Below are 15,407 nucleotides of genomic sequence, written 5' to 3'. Positions count from 1 at the left end.
GCAATTGCAGGCAAATTTGTCATCCCGAGCGTAAGCGAGGGACCTTTAACTGCTTCAGCGCAAAGGTCCCTCGCTTACGCTCGGGATGACAATGATGCCTTAACCAACCACCCGCCCAATCGCTCGCGCGGTGTAGTCGACCAGCGGAATGATCCGCGCGTAGTTGAGTCGCGTGGGGCCGATCACGCCGATCGCGCCCAGGATGCGCTCCTGCGAATCGCGGAACGGGGCGACCACCATCGAGCAGCCGGTGTTGGCGAACAGCGGATTGTCGGCGCCGATGAAGATCTGAACGCCCGACGCGGTGTTGGCGAGTTCGAGCAGGCGCACGAAGCTCTCGCCGCGCTCCAGCGCGTCGAACAGGATCCGCACCCGCTCCAGGTCCTCGATCGCCGTGATGTCCTCGAGCAGGCGCGCCTGGCCGCGCACGATCAGCGCGCCGCCGCCCGGCTCGCCGGACCAGGTCGCCAGTCCCGATTCGATCACGCGTGCGGTGAGGTCGTTCAGCTCGGCGCGCTTCAGCTTGATGTCTTCCAGGATCAGCCGCCGCGCCTCGTCGAAGGTGCGGCCACTCAGCCGTGCGTTGAGATAGTTGGTCGCCTCGGTCAACGCCGAGGGCGGCATGCCGATGGGCGTGTCGATCACGCGGTTCTCGACATGGCCCGACTGCGTCACCGTGACGACCAGCGCGCGGCCGGGGCCGAGATTGACGAACTCGATATGCTTCAATGGCTGCTCGGTCTTGGGCGCCATCACCAGGCCGGCGCAGCGCGACAGGCCCGACAGCATCGCGGTCGCCTGCTCCAGCGCCTCGGTAACGCTGCGGCCCGACGGAGCGCAGCGCGCCTCGATCGATTCGCGCTCCTCCTCGGAGACATTGCCGACCTCGAGCAGGCCGTTCACGAACAGCTTCAGCCCGGCATCGGTCGGCAGGCGGCCCGCAGAGGTGTGCGGCGCATAGAGCAGGCCGGCATCCTGCAGGTCTGCCATGATGTTGCGGATGGTGGCCGGCGACAGGGTCTCGGTGAGCTTGCGGGTCAGCGCGCGCGAGCCCACGGGCTCGCCGGTCTCGACATAGCCCTCCACGACATGGCGCAGCACCTCGCGCGCGCGCTCGTTCAGTTCCGCCACGGAGGCGGCCTGTCGTCCTGTCGGGGTATCGGCAAGGGCGCCCCCGGGCATGCCGATGCGGTGGATCGCCATGGAAAAAATGTAGGTAGTGCGGACCGCAGGGTCAATGAACGCCGTCTGGAATGCGGGATGGCGGCTGGATTCGCCCCCTTCCCAGCGGTACACACCGCCCGCCCGCCCCTCAGGAGTAATTTAAATGCGCCCATCAGGCCGCGCCCCCGACCAGCTTCGCCCGGTTTCGCTCGAACCCGGCTTTTCCCGTCACGCCGAGGGGTCGTGCCTGGTGAAGTTCGGCGACACGCACGTGCTCTGCACGGCCTCGGTGGACGAAAAGGTGCCGCCGTGGATGCGCAACAGCGGCAAGGGCTGGGTGACCGCCGAATACGGCATGCTGCCGCGCTCGACCCATACCCGCACGGACCGTGAGGCCGCGCGCGGCAAGCAGTCGGGACGTACGCAGGAAATCCAGCGCCTGATCGGCCGCTCGCTGCGCGCCGTCGTGAACCTGCAGGCCATGGGCGAGCGCCAGATCAACATCGACTGCGACGTGCTGCAGGCCGATGGCGGCACGCGCACCGCCAGCATCACCGGTGCCTGGGTGGCGCTGCATTTCGCCTATGAGCGCCTGGTCAAGGACGGCAAGCTGGCGGCCAGCCCGCTGTCGGGCACGGTCGCGGCGGTGTCATGCGGACTTTGGCAGGGCACCCCCGTGCTCGACCTCGACTATCCGGAGGATTCCAAGGCCGACGCCGACGCCAATTTCGTGCTGACGGGGACCGGCGGCATCGTCGAGATCCAGGGCACGGCCGAGCAGGATCCGTTCTCGGAGGCGCAGTTCCTCGACCTGCTGAAGCTCGCCAAGACGGGCATCGGCGAGCTGACCAAGCTGCAGCGCGCCGCGGTCGGACTCGACTGATGGCGCGCCGCTTCGTCCTGCCGAAGCTCGTTGTGGCGACCCACAATCGCGGCAAGGCGGGCGAGATCCGCAGCATGCTGGCGCCGTTCGGCGTCGAGATCGTCTCGGCGGCCGATCTCGGCCTGCCGGCGCCCGACGAGACCGGCACGACCTTCGAGGACAACGCCAAGCTGAAGGCGCTGGCGGCGACGCGCGGCTGCGGCCTGCCGGCGCTGGCCGACGATTCCGGCCTCAGCGTGCACGCGCTGGGTCACCAGCCCGGCGTCTACACCGCCGACTGGGAAGGGCCGACGCGCGACGCCATGGTCGGCATGCGCCGCATCCAGGACGAGCTGGCCGCGCGCAGCGTGCCGCAGACCGACGCGGCGCGCGTTGCGACCTTCCATTGCGTGCTGGCGCTGGCCTGGCCCGACGAGCATGTCGAGCTGTTCCACGGCACGCTCGACGGCGCGATCGTCTGGCCGCCGCGCGGGACGGGCGGTCACGGCTACGATCCCTGCTTTCAACCCGTCGGTGACACGCGCACGACGGCGGAGATGTCGGACACCGAGAAGAACGTCATCAGCCATCGCGGGCGGGCCTTCCGGATGATGGTCGAGGCCTGTTTCGGATGAGCGCGGCGCCCCTGGGCGTCTATGTCCACTGGCCCTTCTGCAAGTCGAAGTGCCCCTACTGCGATTTCAACAGCCATGTCCGCGAGGGCGTCGAGCAGGCGCGGTGGCGGGCGGCGCTGCTGCGCGAGCTGGAACATGCCGCGCGCGAAGCGCCGGGACGCCGCGTCGAGACGATGTTCTTCGGCGGCGGCACGCCCTCGCTGATGGAGCCCGAGACCGTCGCCGCGTTGATCGCGCGCACGAAGCAGCTCTGGGACAGCGCGCCTGAGATCGAAATCACCCTGGAGGCCAATCCGACCTCGGTCGAGGCCAGCCGCTTCGCCGCTTTGGCCGAAGCCGGCGTCAACCGCGTGTCGCTGGGCGTGCAGGCGCTCGACGCGGCCTCCTTGAATTTCCTCGGCCGCGAACATTCGCGCGACGAGGCGCTTGAGGCACTGGCCACCGCACGCCGCCACTTCTCGCGTTATTCCTTCGACCTGATCTACGCGCGGCCCGGCCAGACGCCGGAGGCCTGGGCCGAGGAGCTGGAGCGGGCGCTCGCTCTGGCCGGCGAGCATCTGTCGCTCTACCAGCTCACCATCGAGCGCGGGACGCGCTTCTTCACCGATCACGCGCGCGGGAACTTCGTGCTGCCCGACGAGGAAGCGTCGGCCGCCATGTTCGAGCAGACGCAGGCGCGGCTCGAACAAGCCGGCCTGCCGGCCTACGAGATTTCCAACCACGCGCGGCCGGGAGCTGCTTGCCGCCATAATTTGATCTATTGGCGGTATCAGGATTACGTCGGCATCGGACCGGGCGCGCACGGCCGCTTCGCCGAGGGAGCTGCCAAGCGGGCAACCCGGCGGTCGAGTGGTCCGGAAGCCTGGCTGGAAGCGGTCGAGCGGACGGGCCACGGTACGGCGGAGACGTCGACGGTCGAGGGGCAGGACCTGGTGGAGGAGGCGCTGATGATGGGACTGAGGCTGGCCGACGGCATCGACCGCGCCACCTTTGCGTCCGTCGCCGGTGTCGATCCGGTGGAAGCGCTCGACGAGGCACGGCTCGCGCCACTGGTCCGCGCGGGTTTCCTGGAGATCGACGCCACGCATCTGCGCGCCACCTCCGAAGGACGCCAGCGGCTCAACGCCCTGCTGGAGCGGCTGGTCGCATGAGGCTGCTGGTCGGTCTCCTCACGCTGCTGGCCATGACGGGCGTCGCGTCGGCGCAGCAGCCACAGCCGCAACCGCAGAAACCGCCGGCCAAGCCCGCCGCGGCACCGGCCGCCGCCAAGCCGGGACCCAAGTCGCCGTTCACGCCGCCCGCCTTCAAGATCACCATCGCCACCGAGGCGGCTTTCCCGCCCTTCAACTATCTCGACCGCAAGGGCATGCCCGCCGGCTTCGAGATGGAGCTGGCGCAGGAGGCCTGCCAGCGCATCAAGGCGGAGTGCGAGTTCGTCGCGCTGAAGTGGGACGAGCTGATCCCCGGCCTGATCGACAAGAAGTTCGACATCATCATGTCGTCGATGGAAGTGACCAGCGAGCGGCGCAAGCGCATGGGCCTGTCGCGCCGCTACTATCTCTCGCCCGGCGCTTTCATCGCCGCCAAGGGCGCGCCGTTCGACGGGCCGCCGTCTCTGCTGCGCAACAAGCGCATCGGCATCCAGCGCGATTCCATGCATGCCGACTGGGCCGACAAGAGCTTCCGCCGCTCCGCCCAGCTGAAGCGCTACGACACGATCCAGCAAGCGATGACCGCGCTCGCCAACGACGAGCTCGACGCAGTGTTCGGCGACAAGGCGCAGCTCTGGCTGTGGAGCCAGAAACCCGAAGGCAAATGCTGCGAACTGGTCGGCCAGGACATCAAGGACACGCAGACCCTCGGCGTCGGCGTCGCCGCGGGCCTGCGCAAGGAAGACATCAAGCTGCGCGAGGCGCTCAACAAGGCCTTCGGCGAGATGATGACCGACGGCACCTACAAGAAGCTCAACGAGAAGTATTTCCCGTTCGCACTGAACTGATCAATGGAGCGCGCCACTCCAGTGGCGCAATCATGATTCATGAGGCGCCACTGGAGTGGCGCGCTGCAATGACTAAGCCGCATTGATCGCAGCAAAAGCCTCGAAGGCGTCCTCGACCAGGCTGACATGGTGGATCATCGCGGCGTGGGCGCCGGCGGCGTCGCCGGAGAGGATGGCGCGGACGACGGCGTCGTGTTCCTGGTTGGAGCGCAGCAGGCGGCCGTCCATGCGGAACTGGGCGCGGCGGAACGGGCCGACGCGGCGGCGCAGGCTCATCGCATAGTCGGCCAGCGGCGCATTGTGCGCGCCGGCATAGATCGCCGAATGGAAGGCGACGTTGGCATCCGAATAGGCCTCGGTCTCGCCCGCCGCGGCCAGCGCCATCATCGATTCGTGCCGCGCCTGCAGCCGCCGCCGCTCGATCGGCGTCATGCTCATGGCGGCGAGCCGGGCGCAGGTCGCCTCGATCTCGGCCATCGCCACGAACAGGCTCTCGATCTCCTCGGGTGTCGCCTTGGAGACGATCGCGCCCTTGCGCGGGCGCATGTCGATCAGGCCGCTCAACGCAAGCTGGCGCAGCGCCTCGCGGACCGGGGTGCGCGAGACGCCATGCTGTTCGGCCAGGCCCACCTCATCGAGCCGTTCGCCGGGCGGCAAGGTGCCGTTGAGGATGCCGTCGGCGATCGCCGCGGCGAGCTTGTCGGCCAGAGTCGGGTTGGTGTCGGTGCTCATGCCGGTTTGCATACAAGATGGATGCCAAAGCAGATCGTGCACTCAATCATGATCAAAAAGAATGCATTTGACTAAAATTGCATACAATTTGACCTGACGAACTGCGATTTCTGCGCGGATTCACGCGCTTTTAGGGCCTCCGAGGCGTGGCACACCGCTTGCTGTTCTCCCTTCGGGCCGCGACGCCCGGACACGCGAGCAAGGGGGACGTTCCATGATCGACAAGTTCAATATCGGCCGACGGGCACTTCTCGGTGGTGCAGCCAGCGCAGCGGCGCTCGGTCTCGCGGGCGGCGCGATGGCGCAGAAGCCCTTGGTGGTCGGCTTCATCTATGTCGGCCCGCGCGACGACTACGGCTACAACCAGGCCCATGCCGAGGGTGCGGCCGTCCTGAAGAAGATGGCCGGCGTGAAGGTCGTCGAGGAAGAGAAGGTGCCCGAGACCGTCGCCGTCGAGAAATCGATGGAGAGCATGATCAACATGGACGGCGCCACGCTGCTGTTCCCGACCTCGTTCGGCTACTTCGACCCGCACATGCTGCGCATGGCCGCCAAGTACCCGAAGGTCCAGTTCCGCCACTGCGGCGGCCTGTGGAACCAGGCCAAGAACCCGATGAACACCGGCAGCTACTTCGGCTACATCGACGAGGCCCAGTATCTCAGCGGCATCGCCGCCGGCTCGACCACCAAGAGCGGCAAGATCGGCTTCGTCGCCGCCAAGCCGATCCCCCAGGTGCTGCGCAACATCAACGCCTTCACCCTGGGTGCGCGTTCGGTCAATCCCAAGGTCACCTGCCAGGCGATCTTCACCGGCGACTGGTCGATGCCCGTCAAGGAAGCCGAGGCGACCAACTCGATGATCGCGCAGGGCGTCGATGTCGTGACCTGCCATGTCGACAGCCCGAAGGTGGTGATCGAGACCGCCGAGCGCGCCGGCATCTACACCTGTGGCTATCACACCAACCAGGCCAAGCTCGCGCCCAAGGGCTATCTCACCGGCGCCGAGTGGCAATGGGAGAAGATCTACGTCGACTTCGTCGAGACGATGAAGAAGGGCGGCGTTCCGGGCAACTTCGTGCGCGGCGGCCTCAAGGCAGGCTACGTCAAGAACTCGCCCTTCGGTCCGGCCGTGTCGGACGCGGCCAAGGCCAAGGTCGAGGAAGCGAAGAAGGGAATCATCGACGGCAGCTTCGCGATCTTCAAGGGCCCGCTGAAGGACAACAAGGGCAACACCGTCATCGACGGCGGCACGGCCTACACCCAGACCGAGCCCAAGCTCGAGGGCATGAACTACCTGGTCGAAGGCGTTCTGGGCGCGACGTCCTAAGGGCGCCGCGCGTACTGGGAGCCCAGTGTGAGTACGGGCATAGGCACCGCCCTCGAACGAATCGCCGTCTCGGCGCTGGCCCTGCTGGCGTCGGCGGTGATCTTCGGCCTGCTGCTGATCCTCTATGCCGGCGTCGATCCGTTCGAGGCCTATGCGCTCATGTACCAGGGCGCGTTCGGCAGCTGGTTCTCCTTCCAGAACACGCTGACCCGCGCGGCGCCGCTGATCCTGACGGCGCTGTGCACGGCGCTGCCGGCACGGCTCGGGCTGATCATCATCGGCAACGAGGGCGCGCTGGTCCTGGGCGGCGTCGCCGCGGCGGCGGCCGGCGTCGCATTCTCAGGCTCCGGACCGCTGATCGTGCACCTCACCATGGCGGCGGCGGCGATGATCGTGGGCGGCGCCTGGATCGCGCTGGCCGGCGGCCTGCGCCAGTATCGCGGCGTCAACGAGACGATCTCCAGCCTGCTGCTGACCTATATCGCAATCGCCCTGATGAACCATTTCGTGGAGGGCCCGCTGCGCGACCCGACGAGCCTCAACAAGCCGTCGACCCCGCCGATCGGCGACGCCAACATGCTGGGCACGATCGGCGGCAGCGACGTGCATTGGGGCCTCGCCTTCGGCATCGTGGCCTGCCTGCTCTGCTACGTCGTGCAGCGCTTCACGACCTTCGGCTTCGCCATGCAGGTGATCGGCGGCAACCCGAAGACCGCGCGCATGATGGGCCTCAATGTCGGCCGCTACGTGCTGATCGCCTGCGCCGCCGGCGGCGCGGCGGCGGGCCTCGCCGGCATGGTCGAGGTCGCGGCGGTGCACGGCAAAGCCAACGCGTCGCTGGCCGTCGGCTACGGCTTCACCGGCATCCTGGTCTCCTTCCTTGCGCGCCATCATCCGCTGGCGATCATTCCCGTCGCCATCCTGCTGGGCGGCATCGGCGCCAGCGGCGGGCTCTTGCAACGCCGGCTCGACCTGCCGGACGCGGCGGTGGTCGTACTGCAGGGCATCATCTTCGTCTGCATCCTGGCGAGCGAAACGCTGTACGGCCGCTCGTGGAACTGGCTGTGGCGCTTCAGGCACACGGAGGGACGCTGAACATGGACGGCAGCGATCTCGGACTCTGGGGCGTGCCGCTGGCCATGCTGGCCGGCGCCATCCGCGTCAGCACGCCCTTCATCTTCGTGAGCCTCGGCGAATGCCTGACCGAGCGCAGCGGCCGCATCAACCTGGGCCTCGAAGGCACCCTGATGATGGGCGCGATGAGCGCCTACGGCACGGCGCTTCTGAGCGGCTCGCCGTGGCTCGGCGTGCTGGTCGCGGCCGGCGTCGGCCTCCTCTTGGGTGCGCTGCATGCCGGGCTCTGCCAGCTCCCCAAGGTCAACGACATCGCGACCGGCATCGGCCTGATGCTGTTCGGCACCGGCCTCGCCTTCTTCCTGGGCAAGCCCTACATCCAGCCCAAGGCGCCCAATCTCGGCGCGCTGGACCTCGGGGCGTGGAGCAGCATCCCACAGGTGCAGCAGGCGCTGCAGGTCAATCCGCTGTTCATCGTCGGCATTTTGCTCGCCTTCGCGCTGGCCTGGGCGCTGAAGAACACGCGCTGGGGCCTGATCGTGCGGCTCGCGGGCGAGAGCGTCGACGCCGCATTGGCCATCGGCGCCTCGGTGGGTCAAGTGCGGCTGGTGGCGACGGCGGTCGGCGGCGCCTTCGCCGGCATCGGCGGCGCCTTCCTGTCGCTCTACTATCCCGGAAGCTGGAACGAGGGCCTTTCGAGCGGCCAGGGCCTGATGGCCGTGGCGCTGGTGATCTTCGCGCGCTGGGACCCGATCCGCTGCCTGTGGGCCTCGCTGCTGTTCGGTGCGGCCGGCGCGATCAGCCCGGCCTTGCAGTCGGTCGGCGTCACGCAGGGCTACTACCTGTTCAGCGCCGCGCCCTACGTCCTCACCCTCGCCCTGATGATCGCCACCTGCTCGCCCGCGCGCAGCCTGCGCGGCGCGCCGGGCGAGCTGGGCGCCGTCAAGTAGGAGCCGCTATGAGCAAGACCCATATCGACTCCCGCCCCTATGCCTGGCCATGGAACGGCGCGCTGCGCGCCGACAATACCGCCCTGGTCATCATCGACATGCAGACCGACTTCTGCGGCGTCGGCGGCTATGTCGACAAGATGGGCTACGACCTGTCGCTGACGCGCGCGCCCATCGAGCCGATCAAGGCGCTGCTCGCCGCGGCGCGCAAGGCCGGCTGGACGGTGATCCATACGCGCGAGGGCCATCGGCCCGATCTCTCCGACCTGCCGCCCAACAAGCGCTGGCGCTCACAGCAGATCGGCGCCGGCATCGGCGACCCCGGTCCCTGCGGCCGCATCCTGGTGCGCGGCGAGCCGGGCTGGGAGATCATTCCCGATCTCGCGCCGATCGCCGGCGAACCGGTCATCGATAAGCCCGGCAAGGGCTCGTTCTGCGCCACCGACCTCGAGCTGATGCTGCGCACGCGCGCCATCGACAATCTGGTGCTGACCGGCATCACCACCGATGTCTGCGTCCACACCACGATGCGCGAGGCCAACGATCGCGGCTTCGAATGCCTGATCCTCGAGGATTGCACCGGCGCCACCGACCTCGGCAATCACGCCGCGGCCTTGAAGATGGTCGAGATGCAGGGCGGCGTGTTCGGCGCCGTCGCCCACTCGGCCGCGATCCTGAAGGCGATCGCGTGACCGCGCCGTCCCTCGAGCTGATCGGCTTCACCAAGCGCTTCGGCGCAATGGCCGCGCTCGACGACGTCTCGGTGAAGATCGAGGCCGGTGCCTTCCATGCGCTGCTGGGCGAGAATGGCGCCGGCAAGAGCACCCTGGTGAAGTGCGCCATGGGCTATTACGCCGCCGACCAGGGCCAGATCCTGCTGAACGGGCGCGAGGTGGAAATCGCCCATCCGCGCCAGGCCCACGATCTCGGCCTCGGCATGGTCTACCAGCACTTCACGCTGGTGCCGAACATGACGGTGCTGGAGAACTTCGTGCTGTCGCGCGGCGACCTGCCGGCGGTGATCGATTGGGCCTCGGAGCGTCGCGCGCTGAAATCGTTCTTCGAGACGACGCCGTTCACGGTGCCGATCGACACCCCCGTCGCCGACCTCGCGGCCGGGCAGAAGCAGAAGGGCGAGATCCTTCGCCAGCTCTACCTGAAGCGCAACCTGCTGATCCTCGACGAGCCGACCTCGGTGCTGACGCCGGATGAGGCCGACGAGGTGCTGACCACCCTTAAGAAGCTGACCAACGATCGGGTGATCACCATCGTCACCATCACGCACAAGTTCCGTGAGGTGAACACCTATTGCGACGCCGTCACGGTGCTGCGCCGCGGCCAACTCATCGGCACCAGGCCGACGAGCGAACTCGACAACGACATGATGGCCGAGATGATGGTCGGCCGGCGCGAGACGCGCACCGTCGTGGAGCGCGAGGCCCGCGCGCCGGGCAAGGCGGTGCTGAGGCTCGAAGGCCTGAGCGTCGCCGACAATGTCGGCCAGCTCGCGGTCGAGGAACTGGCGCTCGACATCCGCGCCGGCGAGATCGTGGGTGTCGCCGGCGTGTCGGGCAACGGCCAGCGCGAACTCGTCGAGGCCCTGGCGGGCCAGCGCGATGTCGAAGCGGGCAAGATGCTGGTGCATGGCGAGGTCTACACCGCGACCCGGCCCGAGATGGTCCGCCACAAGGTCGCCTGCCTGCCGGAAGAGCCGCTGCGCAACGCCTGCGTCGCCGACATGTCGGTGGCCGAGAACATCGCGCTGCGCTCCTTCGACCGGCCGCCCTCGTCGTCCAACGGCATCTGGCTCAAGCGCAGCCCGATGCGCGAGACGGCGCGCAAGCTGATCGAGGCCTACAAGGTGAAGACGCCGGGACCGGACGCCGCCATCCGCGGCCTGTCGGGCGGCAACGTGCAGCGCGCGGTGCTGGCGCGCGAACTGTCGAGCGAGGGCGACCTGCTGATCGTGGCCAATCCCTGCTTCGGCCTCGACTTCGCCGCCGTCGCCGAAATCCGCGCCCGCATCGTGCAGGCCCGCAACCGCGGTGCCGCCGTGCTGCTGGTCAGCGAAGACCTCGACGAGATCCTGCAGCTCTCCGACCGCATCGTCGTCATGTTCGACGGCAAGCTGGCCCTGCAGACCGATGCCGCCACCGCCGACGTCGGCGCGATCGGCCGCGCCATGGCGGGGCATTGATGAATTGGCACGAGATGCCGACCCGAGCATTCGTGTCATCCCGAGCGCAGCGAGGGATCCTTAACTTCTGCCGCGCAAGGATCCCTCGCTGCGCTCGGGATGACACCCCTTTCGTATTTCAAACGGTGCGCCCGTGAAAACCATCGCCGCCCAGCCGTTCGACTTCACCTTCGATCCCGCGCATCTGGCGCTGATCGTGATCGACATGCAGCGCGATTTCATCGAGCCGGGCGGGTTCGGCGCGACCCTGGGCAACGATGTCAGCCTGCTCTCGGCGATCGTGCCGACGGTCGGCCGGCTGCTCGACACCTTCCGTAGCGCTGGGCTTCCGATCATCCATACCCGCGAATGCCACAGGCCCGACCTGTCGGATTGCCCGCCGGCCAAGCGGCTGCGCGGCAAGCCGTCGATGCGCATCGGCGATCCGGGCACGATGGGCCGCATCCTGATCGCCGGAGAACCCGGCGCCGACATCGTGCCGGAGCTGGCGGCGAAGCCCGGCGAGATCGTGCTCGACAAGCCGGGCAAGGGCGCGTTCTACGCGACGCCGCTCGGCGACATCCTGGCCGAAAAGAAGATCACGCATCTCGTGTTCGCCGGCGTCACCACCGAAGTGTGCGTGCAGACGACCATGCGCGAAGCCAACGACCGCGGCTTCGAATGCCTGCTGGCCGAGGATGCGACCGAAAGCTATTTCCCGGAATTCAAGAAGGCGGCGCTCGACATGATCCGCGCCCAGGGCGCGATCGTCGGCTGGACCGCCACCGTCGACCAGGTGGCGGCCGCGCTCCGCTGAATTAGTGCAGCGCGCGCTCGCGCGAGACGTAGTGGCCGCGCTTCAGCTCCTTGAAGAACTGCGGCACCTGCGGGTGCGACACCGGCTTGCCGGTATCGTCGGCCAGCAGGTTCTGCTCCGACACATAGGCCACGTAGGTGGTCTGCGCGTTCTCGGCGAGCAGGTGGTAGAACGGCTGGTCGCGCCGCGGCCGCACCTCTTCCGGGATCGACGACAGCCACTCCTCGGTGTTCGCGAACACCGGGTCGACGTCGAAGATCACGCCACGAAAGGGGTAGACGCGGTGCTTCACCACCTGGCCGATGGCGAACTTGGCGCAACGCAGGGGCGGCGCGGCGAGCGCCGGGGCAGAAGCTTGGTTGACAGGGTCCATAGGCAAAGTATTGCTCCGAACGGGCCGGCAGGCAACGCAGTCGGGACGCCGGACTAGACCGCCGACTGCAAGAATACGTGAAAAACAGCCGTCCGGATCGCTACGCAAGAACGTGGCCAGAACGATGGAGCCTCGCGCGTCGGTTGACGGGACGCACCCGCCTGTGGACTCTGGCGCCATACTTACCGGGAAGGGTTTGTTGGTCGACGGTCTTAAAGTCCGATTCTGGGGCGTGCGGGGATCCATCTCGTGCCCGGGCGCAGAATACGCACGCTATGGCGGCAACACGTCGTGCCTGGAAGTCACCGCCGGCGGCCGCCGGCTGATCTTCGACGCCGGCACGGGTATTCGCACGCTGGGCGTAGAACTCGCACGCCAGGCGCCGCTCGACATCGACATCTATTTCACGCACACGCACCTCGATCACATTTCCGGCCTCACCTTCTTTGCGCCGCTGTTCGACCGGCGCAATTCCGTGCGCATGTGGGCCGGTCATCTCGAGGAGCCCTATACGCTGAAGAAGGTCGTCGGCCATCTGATGCAGCCGCCGCTCTATCCGGTGTCGCTCGACATCTTCCAGGCAAGCGTGGCGTTCACCGAATTCAAGGCCGGCGAGGACCTGTCTTGCGGCGCGGTCGCCGTGCAGACGGCGCCGCTCAACCATCCCAACGGCGCCACCGGTTACCGCATCAACCATCTCGGCAAGTCGATCTGCTACATCACCGACACCGAGCATCGCGAAGGCCAGCTCGATGCAAGGATCGTCGAGCTCTGCCGCGGCGCCGACGTGATGATCTACGATTCGAGCTACACCGACGAGGAATACGCCCGCTATCGCGGCTGGGGTCATTCGACCTGGCAGGAAGGCGTCCGGGTTGCCAACGCAGCCGACGTCGGCACGCTCGTCATCTTCCATCACGATCCCAGCCATGACGACGCCTTCATGGACGGCGTGGCGCGGGCCGCGGCCATCGCACGGCCGGGCATCGCGGCAGGCGGATTGCCGCGCGCCCTCGTCGCCCATGAAGGCCTGACCCTGACACCGTGAGCATGTCCCGATGAGTGCCAGGTCCACCCTGCGCGGCCGCTGGCGGCGGTTCGCTTTGGGATTACCGACCGTGCTCGGCCTGAAGCCGCGCGGCTGGTTCATCCCGCACCGTTATGCGCCGCTGCTGCCGCCGCCCGGCGCGCAGCCGCCCTATCCCGCGATCGAGCGGCTGTTCGAGGAGCATACCGGGCAGTTCGCTTCCGTGCTCGATGCCGTCGATGCACGCGCCGAGGCTCTTGAACAATGCAAGGCGCTGTTCGAGCAGTCATGGTTCCCCTCGCTCGACGCCGCCGTCGCCTACGCGCTGGTGCGCGAGCGCAAGCCGCGCCACATCATCGAGGTCGGCTCCGGCCATTCGACGCGCGTCCTGTCGAAGGCGGTGGGCGGCGTCGGCGAGATCCTGGCCATCGACCCGGCGCCGCGCGCCGACATCGCCGACCTGCCGGGCGTGCGCGTGAAGTCGTCGACCCTGCAGGCGGCGCCGGCCACGGTGTTCGACGGGCTGATGCAGCACGACATGCTGTTCATCGATTCCAGCCACATCCTGATGCCCGGCAGCGACGTCGACATCCTGCTGAACCGGGTGCTGCCGCGGCTGCCGTCGGGCGCGCTGGTCCATATCCACGACATCTTCCTGCCGTTCGACTATCCCGCGATCTGGGGCTGGCGCGCCTACAACGAGCAGCAGGGCGTGGTGCCGCTGCTCACCAGCGGCGCATTCAAGCCGCTCTTCTCCAGCGTCTGGGCGGAGCGGCGGATGGCCGACCGGCTGGCCGCCTCGGTGATCTCGCGCCTGCCGCGACCGCCGGATGCGCTGCCTGCCAGCCTCTGGCTGGAAAAGCGCTGATGCTCGGCCGCCTGCGCCACTGGTTGTTCGGCGGCGGCGAGGCGGCCCAACTTCCCGAGCGCGTGCGCGCGGCGATCGAACGCCAGCAGGAGCAGAGCGAGATCCTGATCGGCTGGGTACAGCTCGTCATCGTCGTGCTGGTCGCCACGGTCTACGAATCGAGCTCCATGCCGGGCGGCGTGGTGCAGGAGGATTATTCCTTCGAGCTCGATGTGCTGGTCATCTACGGCGTCTTCTGCCTGGTGCGCCTGGGCCTTGGCTATGCGCGCCTGCTGCGGCCCTGGATGCTCTATCTGTCGGTGATCGCCGACATGCTCCTGCTGATGGGGCTGATCTACTCGTTCCATTACAAGTACGCCCAGCCGGCCGTCTTCTATCTGAAGGTGCCGACGCTCCTCTATGTGTTCCTGTTCATCGCGCTCAGGGCACTGCGCTTCGAGGCGCGCTTCGTGATCTTCACCGGCCTGACGGCGATCGCCGGCTGGATCGGCCTCATCCTCTACGCCGTGGGCGGTCGCGGCGGGCCGGCCAATCCGACCGACGACTTCGTCGAGTACATGACCTCGAATGCGCTGCTGGTTCACGCCGAGGTCGACAAGATCATCGCCATCCTTCTGACCACGCTCGTGCTGGCGCTCGCCATATCCCGGGCACGACACCTGCTGGTGCAGGCGGTGAGCGAAAGCACGGCGGCGCAGGACCTGTCGCGCTTCTTCGATCCCGGCGTAGCCGCCCGCATCCGCGGGGCGGCGATGTCGGTCAAGGCGGGCGAAGGCGAACTGCGCGACGTGGCCATCCTCACCGTCGACCTGCGCGGCTTCACGCGCCTGTCGATGGAACTGCCGCCTGCCGAGGTGATGAAGCTCCTGCAGGATTACCAGGGCCGCATCTGCCCACTGATCGCGGCGGCCGGCGGCAGCATCGACAAGTTCCTGGGCGACGGCATCCTGGCCTCGTTCGGCGCGGTGATGCCTTCCGCAACGGCCGCGGCGGACGCGCTCCGCGCCGCCGATGCGGTGATAGAGGCTGCAGTTTCCTGGGCGGCAGAACGCCGGGCCGCAGGCGCGGCCCCACTCGAGATCGGCCTGGCGGTTGCGTCGGGCCGCGTCGTGTTCGGCGCCGTGGGCGACGGCGAGCGGCTCGAATTCACGGTGATCGGTGACGCGGTAAATTTCGCGGCGAAGCTGGAGAAGCACAACAAGGAGGAGCGGACCCGCGCCCTCACCGATGGCGGCACCTATGCCCTCGCCGAACGCCAGGGCTATCGCGCGCCCATGGTCCGCGAGCGCCGTCAGGACCGGAAGGTCGCCGGCGTCACCGAATCCGTCGACATTGTGGTCTTGTCTGCCTGAGTGGTCTGGTCTGCCTGAGGGGTGGGCAGGCGGTTGCCTTGCCCTTTCCCC

16 protein-coding genes are annotated in these 15,407 nt (G+C 67.7%); 13 read left to right on the top strand and 3 right to left on the bottom strand.

Annotated features, from left to right (window positions below):
- Positions 1-99: 99 nt before the first annotated feature.
- Positions 100-1,203: a heat-inducible transcriptional repressor HrcA gene (hrcA, locus tag AC1ROX_RS00320; protein WP_493121329.1), complete on the bottom strand. Its 1,104-nt coding sequence runs from the start codon at positions 1,201-1,203 to the stop codon at positions 100-102.
- Between the two features lie 124 nt (positions 1,204-1,327).
- Here hrcA and rph point away from each other — a divergent pair, with 124 nt between their 5' ends.
- Genes rph through AC1ROX_RS00300 form a run of 4 tightly spaced genes read left to right on the top strand, consistent with a single transcriptional unit; the run spans position 1,328 to position 4,660 of the window.
- Complete coding sequence (gene rph / locus AC1ROX_RS00315) at positions 1,328-2,047, top strand: ribonuclease PH (protein ID WP_493121327.1); 720 nt, start codon at positions 1,328-1,330, stop codon at positions 2,045-2,047.
- Complete coding sequence (gene rdgB / locus AC1ROX_RS00310) at positions 2,047-2,661, top strand: RdgB/HAM1 family non-canonical purine NTP pyrophosphatase (protein WP_493121325.1); 615 nt, start codon at positions 2,047-2,049, stop codon at positions 2,659-2,661. The genes rph and rdgB overlap by 1 nt, the downstream gene beginning before the upstream one ends.
- Positions 2,658-3,812, top strand: a complete 1,155-nt coding sequence (gene hemW / locus AC1ROX_RS00305) for a radical SAM family heme chaperone HemW (RefSeq protein ID WP_493121323.1) — start codon at positions 2,658-2,660, stop codon at positions 3,810-3,812. The genes rdgB and hemW overlap by 4 nt, the downstream gene beginning before the upstream one ends.
- Entirely contained in the window at positions 3,809-4,660 is an 852-nt protein-coding gene (locus AC1ROX_RS00300; protein WP_493121321.1) for a transporter substrate-binding domain-containing protein, read from the top strand. Before hemW ends, AC1ROX_RS00300 begins: the two co-directional genes overlap by 4 nt.
- Before the next feature lie 72 nt (positions 4,661-4,732).
- On the opposite strand, the gene AC1ROX_RS00295 is transcribed toward AC1ROX_RS00300, so the two are convergent.
- Positions 4,733-5,392 carry a GntR family transcriptional regulator gene (locus tag AC1ROX_RS00295; protein WP_493121319.1) on the bottom strand — a complete coding sequence of 220 codons (660 nt, stop codon included), beginning with the start codon at positions 5,390-5,392 and terminating at the stop codon, positions 4,733-4,735.
- 214 nt (positions 5,393-5,606) lie between these two features.
- On the opposite strand from AC1ROX_RS00295, the gene AC1ROX_RS00290 reads away from it, so the two are divergent.
- The 6 genes from AC1ROX_RS00290 to AC1ROX_RS00265 all read left to right on the top strand — a co-directional run bounded on the left by AC1ROX_RS00290 (position 5,607) and on the right by AC1ROX_RS00265 (position 11,736).
- Entirely contained in the window at positions 5,607-6,719 is a 1,113-nt protein-coding gene (locus AC1ROX_RS00290) for a BMP family ABC transporter substrate-binding protein (RefSeq protein ID WP_493121317.1), read from the top strand.
- 27 nt (positions 6,720-6,746) lie between these two features.
- Complete coding sequence (locus tag AC1ROX_RS00285; protein ID WP_493121316.1) at positions 6,747-7,814, top strand: ABC transporter permease; 1,068 nt, start codon at positions 6,747-6,749, stop codon at positions 7,812-7,814.
- Between the two features lie 2 nt (positions 7,815-7,816).
- On the top strand, positions 7,817-8,743 hold the full coding sequence (locus AC1ROX_RS00280) for an ABC transporter permease (protein ID WP_493121314.1): 927 nt from the start codon (positions 7,817-7,819) through the stop codon (positions 8,741-8,743).
- Positions 8,744-8,751: 8 nt separating this feature from the next.
- The gene (gene biuH / locus AC1ROX_RS00275; protein WP_493121312.1) at positions 8,752-9,435 is read left to right on the top strand and encodes a biuret amidohydrolase; all 684 of its coding nucleotides are present in this window, start codon (positions 8,752-8,754) and stop codon (positions 9,433-9,435) included.
- A 47-nt stretch (positions 9,436-9,482) separates the two neighbouring features.
- Entirely contained in the window at positions 9,483-10,940 is a 1,458-nt protein-coding gene (locus AC1ROX_RS00270) for an ABC transporter ATP-binding protein (protein WP_493122493.1), read from the top strand.
- 133 nt (positions 10,941-11,073) lie between these two features.
- Positions 11,074-11,736 (top strand): cysteine hydrolase family protein, encoded by a 663-nt coding sequence (locus AC1ROX_RS00265; RefSeq protein WP_493121310.1) that lies wholly within the window; start codon positions 11,074-11,076, stop codon positions 11,734-11,736.
- A gap of 1 nt (position 11,737) precedes the next feature.
- Here AC1ROX_RS00265 and hspQ read toward each other — a convergent pair whose 3' ends face one another.
- A complete protein-coding gene (gene hspQ, locus AC1ROX_RS00260) occupies positions 11,738-12,109 on the bottom strand; it encodes a heat shock protein HspQ (RefSeq protein ID WP_493121308.1) in 372 nt (123 codons plus the stop codon).
- Between the two features lie 232 nt (positions 12,110-12,341).
- On the opposite strand from hspQ, the gene AC1ROX_RS00255 reads away from it, so the two are divergent.
- From AC1ROX_RS00255 to AC1ROX_RS00245, 3 genes are read left to right on the top strand one after another with little or no spacing between them, the layout of a single operon-like run.
- The gene (locus tag AC1ROX_RS00255; RefSeq protein ID WP_493121306.1) at positions 12,342-13,157 is read left to right on the top strand and encodes an MBL fold metallo-hydrolase; all 816 of its coding nucleotides are present in this window, start codon (positions 12,342-12,344) and stop codon (positions 13,155-13,157) included.
- Positions 13,158-13,167: 10 nt separating this feature from the next.
- Positions 13,168-14,004, top strand: a complete 837-nt coding sequence (locus tag AC1ROX_RS00250; RefSeq protein WP_493121304.1) for a class I SAM-dependent methyltransferase — start codon at positions 13,168-13,170, stop codon at positions 14,002-14,004.
- Complete coding sequence (locus AC1ROX_RS00245; protein ID WP_493121302.1) at positions 14,004-15,356, top strand: adenylate/guanylate cyclase domain-containing protein; 1,353 nt, start codon at positions 14,004-14,006, stop codon at positions 15,354-15,356. The genes AC1ROX_RS00250 and AC1ROX_RS00245 overlap by 1 nt, the downstream gene beginning before the upstream one ends.
- Positions 15,357-15,407 lie beyond the last annotated feature (51 nt).

It is taken from the genome of Reyranella sp. GW821-FHT14A01, from assembly GCF_058803965.1.
Note: the sequence above shows the minus strand (reverse complement) of the source record. Positions and strands in the feature narration are given on the sequence as shown.

What these genes read in the sequence shown, in the direction of transcription:
- hrcA (WP_493121329.1), bottom strand. Translation starts at nt 1,203, where the DNA reads ATGGCGATCCACCGCATCGGCATGCCCGGGGGCGCCCTTGCCGATACC.
- rph (WP_493121327.1), top strand. Translation starts at nt 1,328, where the DNA reads ATGCGCCCATCAGGCCGCGCCCCCGACCAGCTTCGCCCGGTTTCGCTC.
- rdgB (WP_493121325.1), top strand. Translation starts at nt 2,047, where the DNA reads ATGGCGCGCCGCTTCGTCCTGCCGAAGCTCGTTGTGGCGACCCACAAT.
- hemW (WP_493121323.1), top strand. Translation starts at nt 2,658, where the DNA reads ATGAGCGCGGCGCCCCTGGGCGTCTATGTCCACTGGCCCTTCTGCAAG.
- AC1ROX_RS00300 (WP_493121321.1), top strand. Translation starts at nt 3,809, where the DNA reads ATGAGGCTGCTGGTCGGTCTCCTCACGCTGCTGGCCATGACGGGCGTC.
- AC1ROX_RS00295 (WP_493121319.1), bottom strand. Translation starts at nt 5,392, where the DNA reads ATGAGCACCGACACCAACCCGACTCTGGCCGACAAGCTCGCCGCGGCG.
- AC1ROX_RS00290 (WP_493121317.1), top strand. Translation starts at nt 5,607, where the DNA reads ATGATCGACAAGTTCAATATCGGCCGACGGGCACTTCTCGGTGGTGCA.
- AC1ROX_RS00280 (WP_493121314.1), top strand. Translation starts at nt 7,817, where the DNA reads ATGGACGGCAGCGATCTCGGACTCTGGGGCGTGCCGCTGGCCATGCTG.
- biuH (WP_493121312.1), top strand. Translation starts at nt 8,752, where the DNA reads ATGAGCAAGACCCATATCGACTCCCGCCCCTATGCCTGGCCATGGAAC.
- AC1ROX_RS00270 (WP_493122493.1), top strand. Translation starts at nt 9,483, where the DNA reads ATGGCCGCGCTCGACGACGTCTCGGTGAAGATCGAGGCCGGTGCCTTC.
- hspQ (WP_493121308.1), bottom strand. Translation starts at nt 12,109, where the DNA reads ATGGACCCTGTCAACCAAGCTTCTGCCCCGGCGCTCGCCGCGCCGCCC.
- AC1ROX_RS00250 (WP_493121304.1), top strand. Translation starts at nt 13,168, where the DNA reads ATGAGTGCCAGGTCCACCCTGCGCGGCCGCTGGCGGCGGTTCGCTTTG.
- AC1ROX_RS00245 (WP_493121302.1), top strand. Translation starts at nt 14,004, where the DNA reads ATGCTCGGCCGCCTGCGCCACTGGTTGTTCGGCGGCGGCGAGGCGGCC.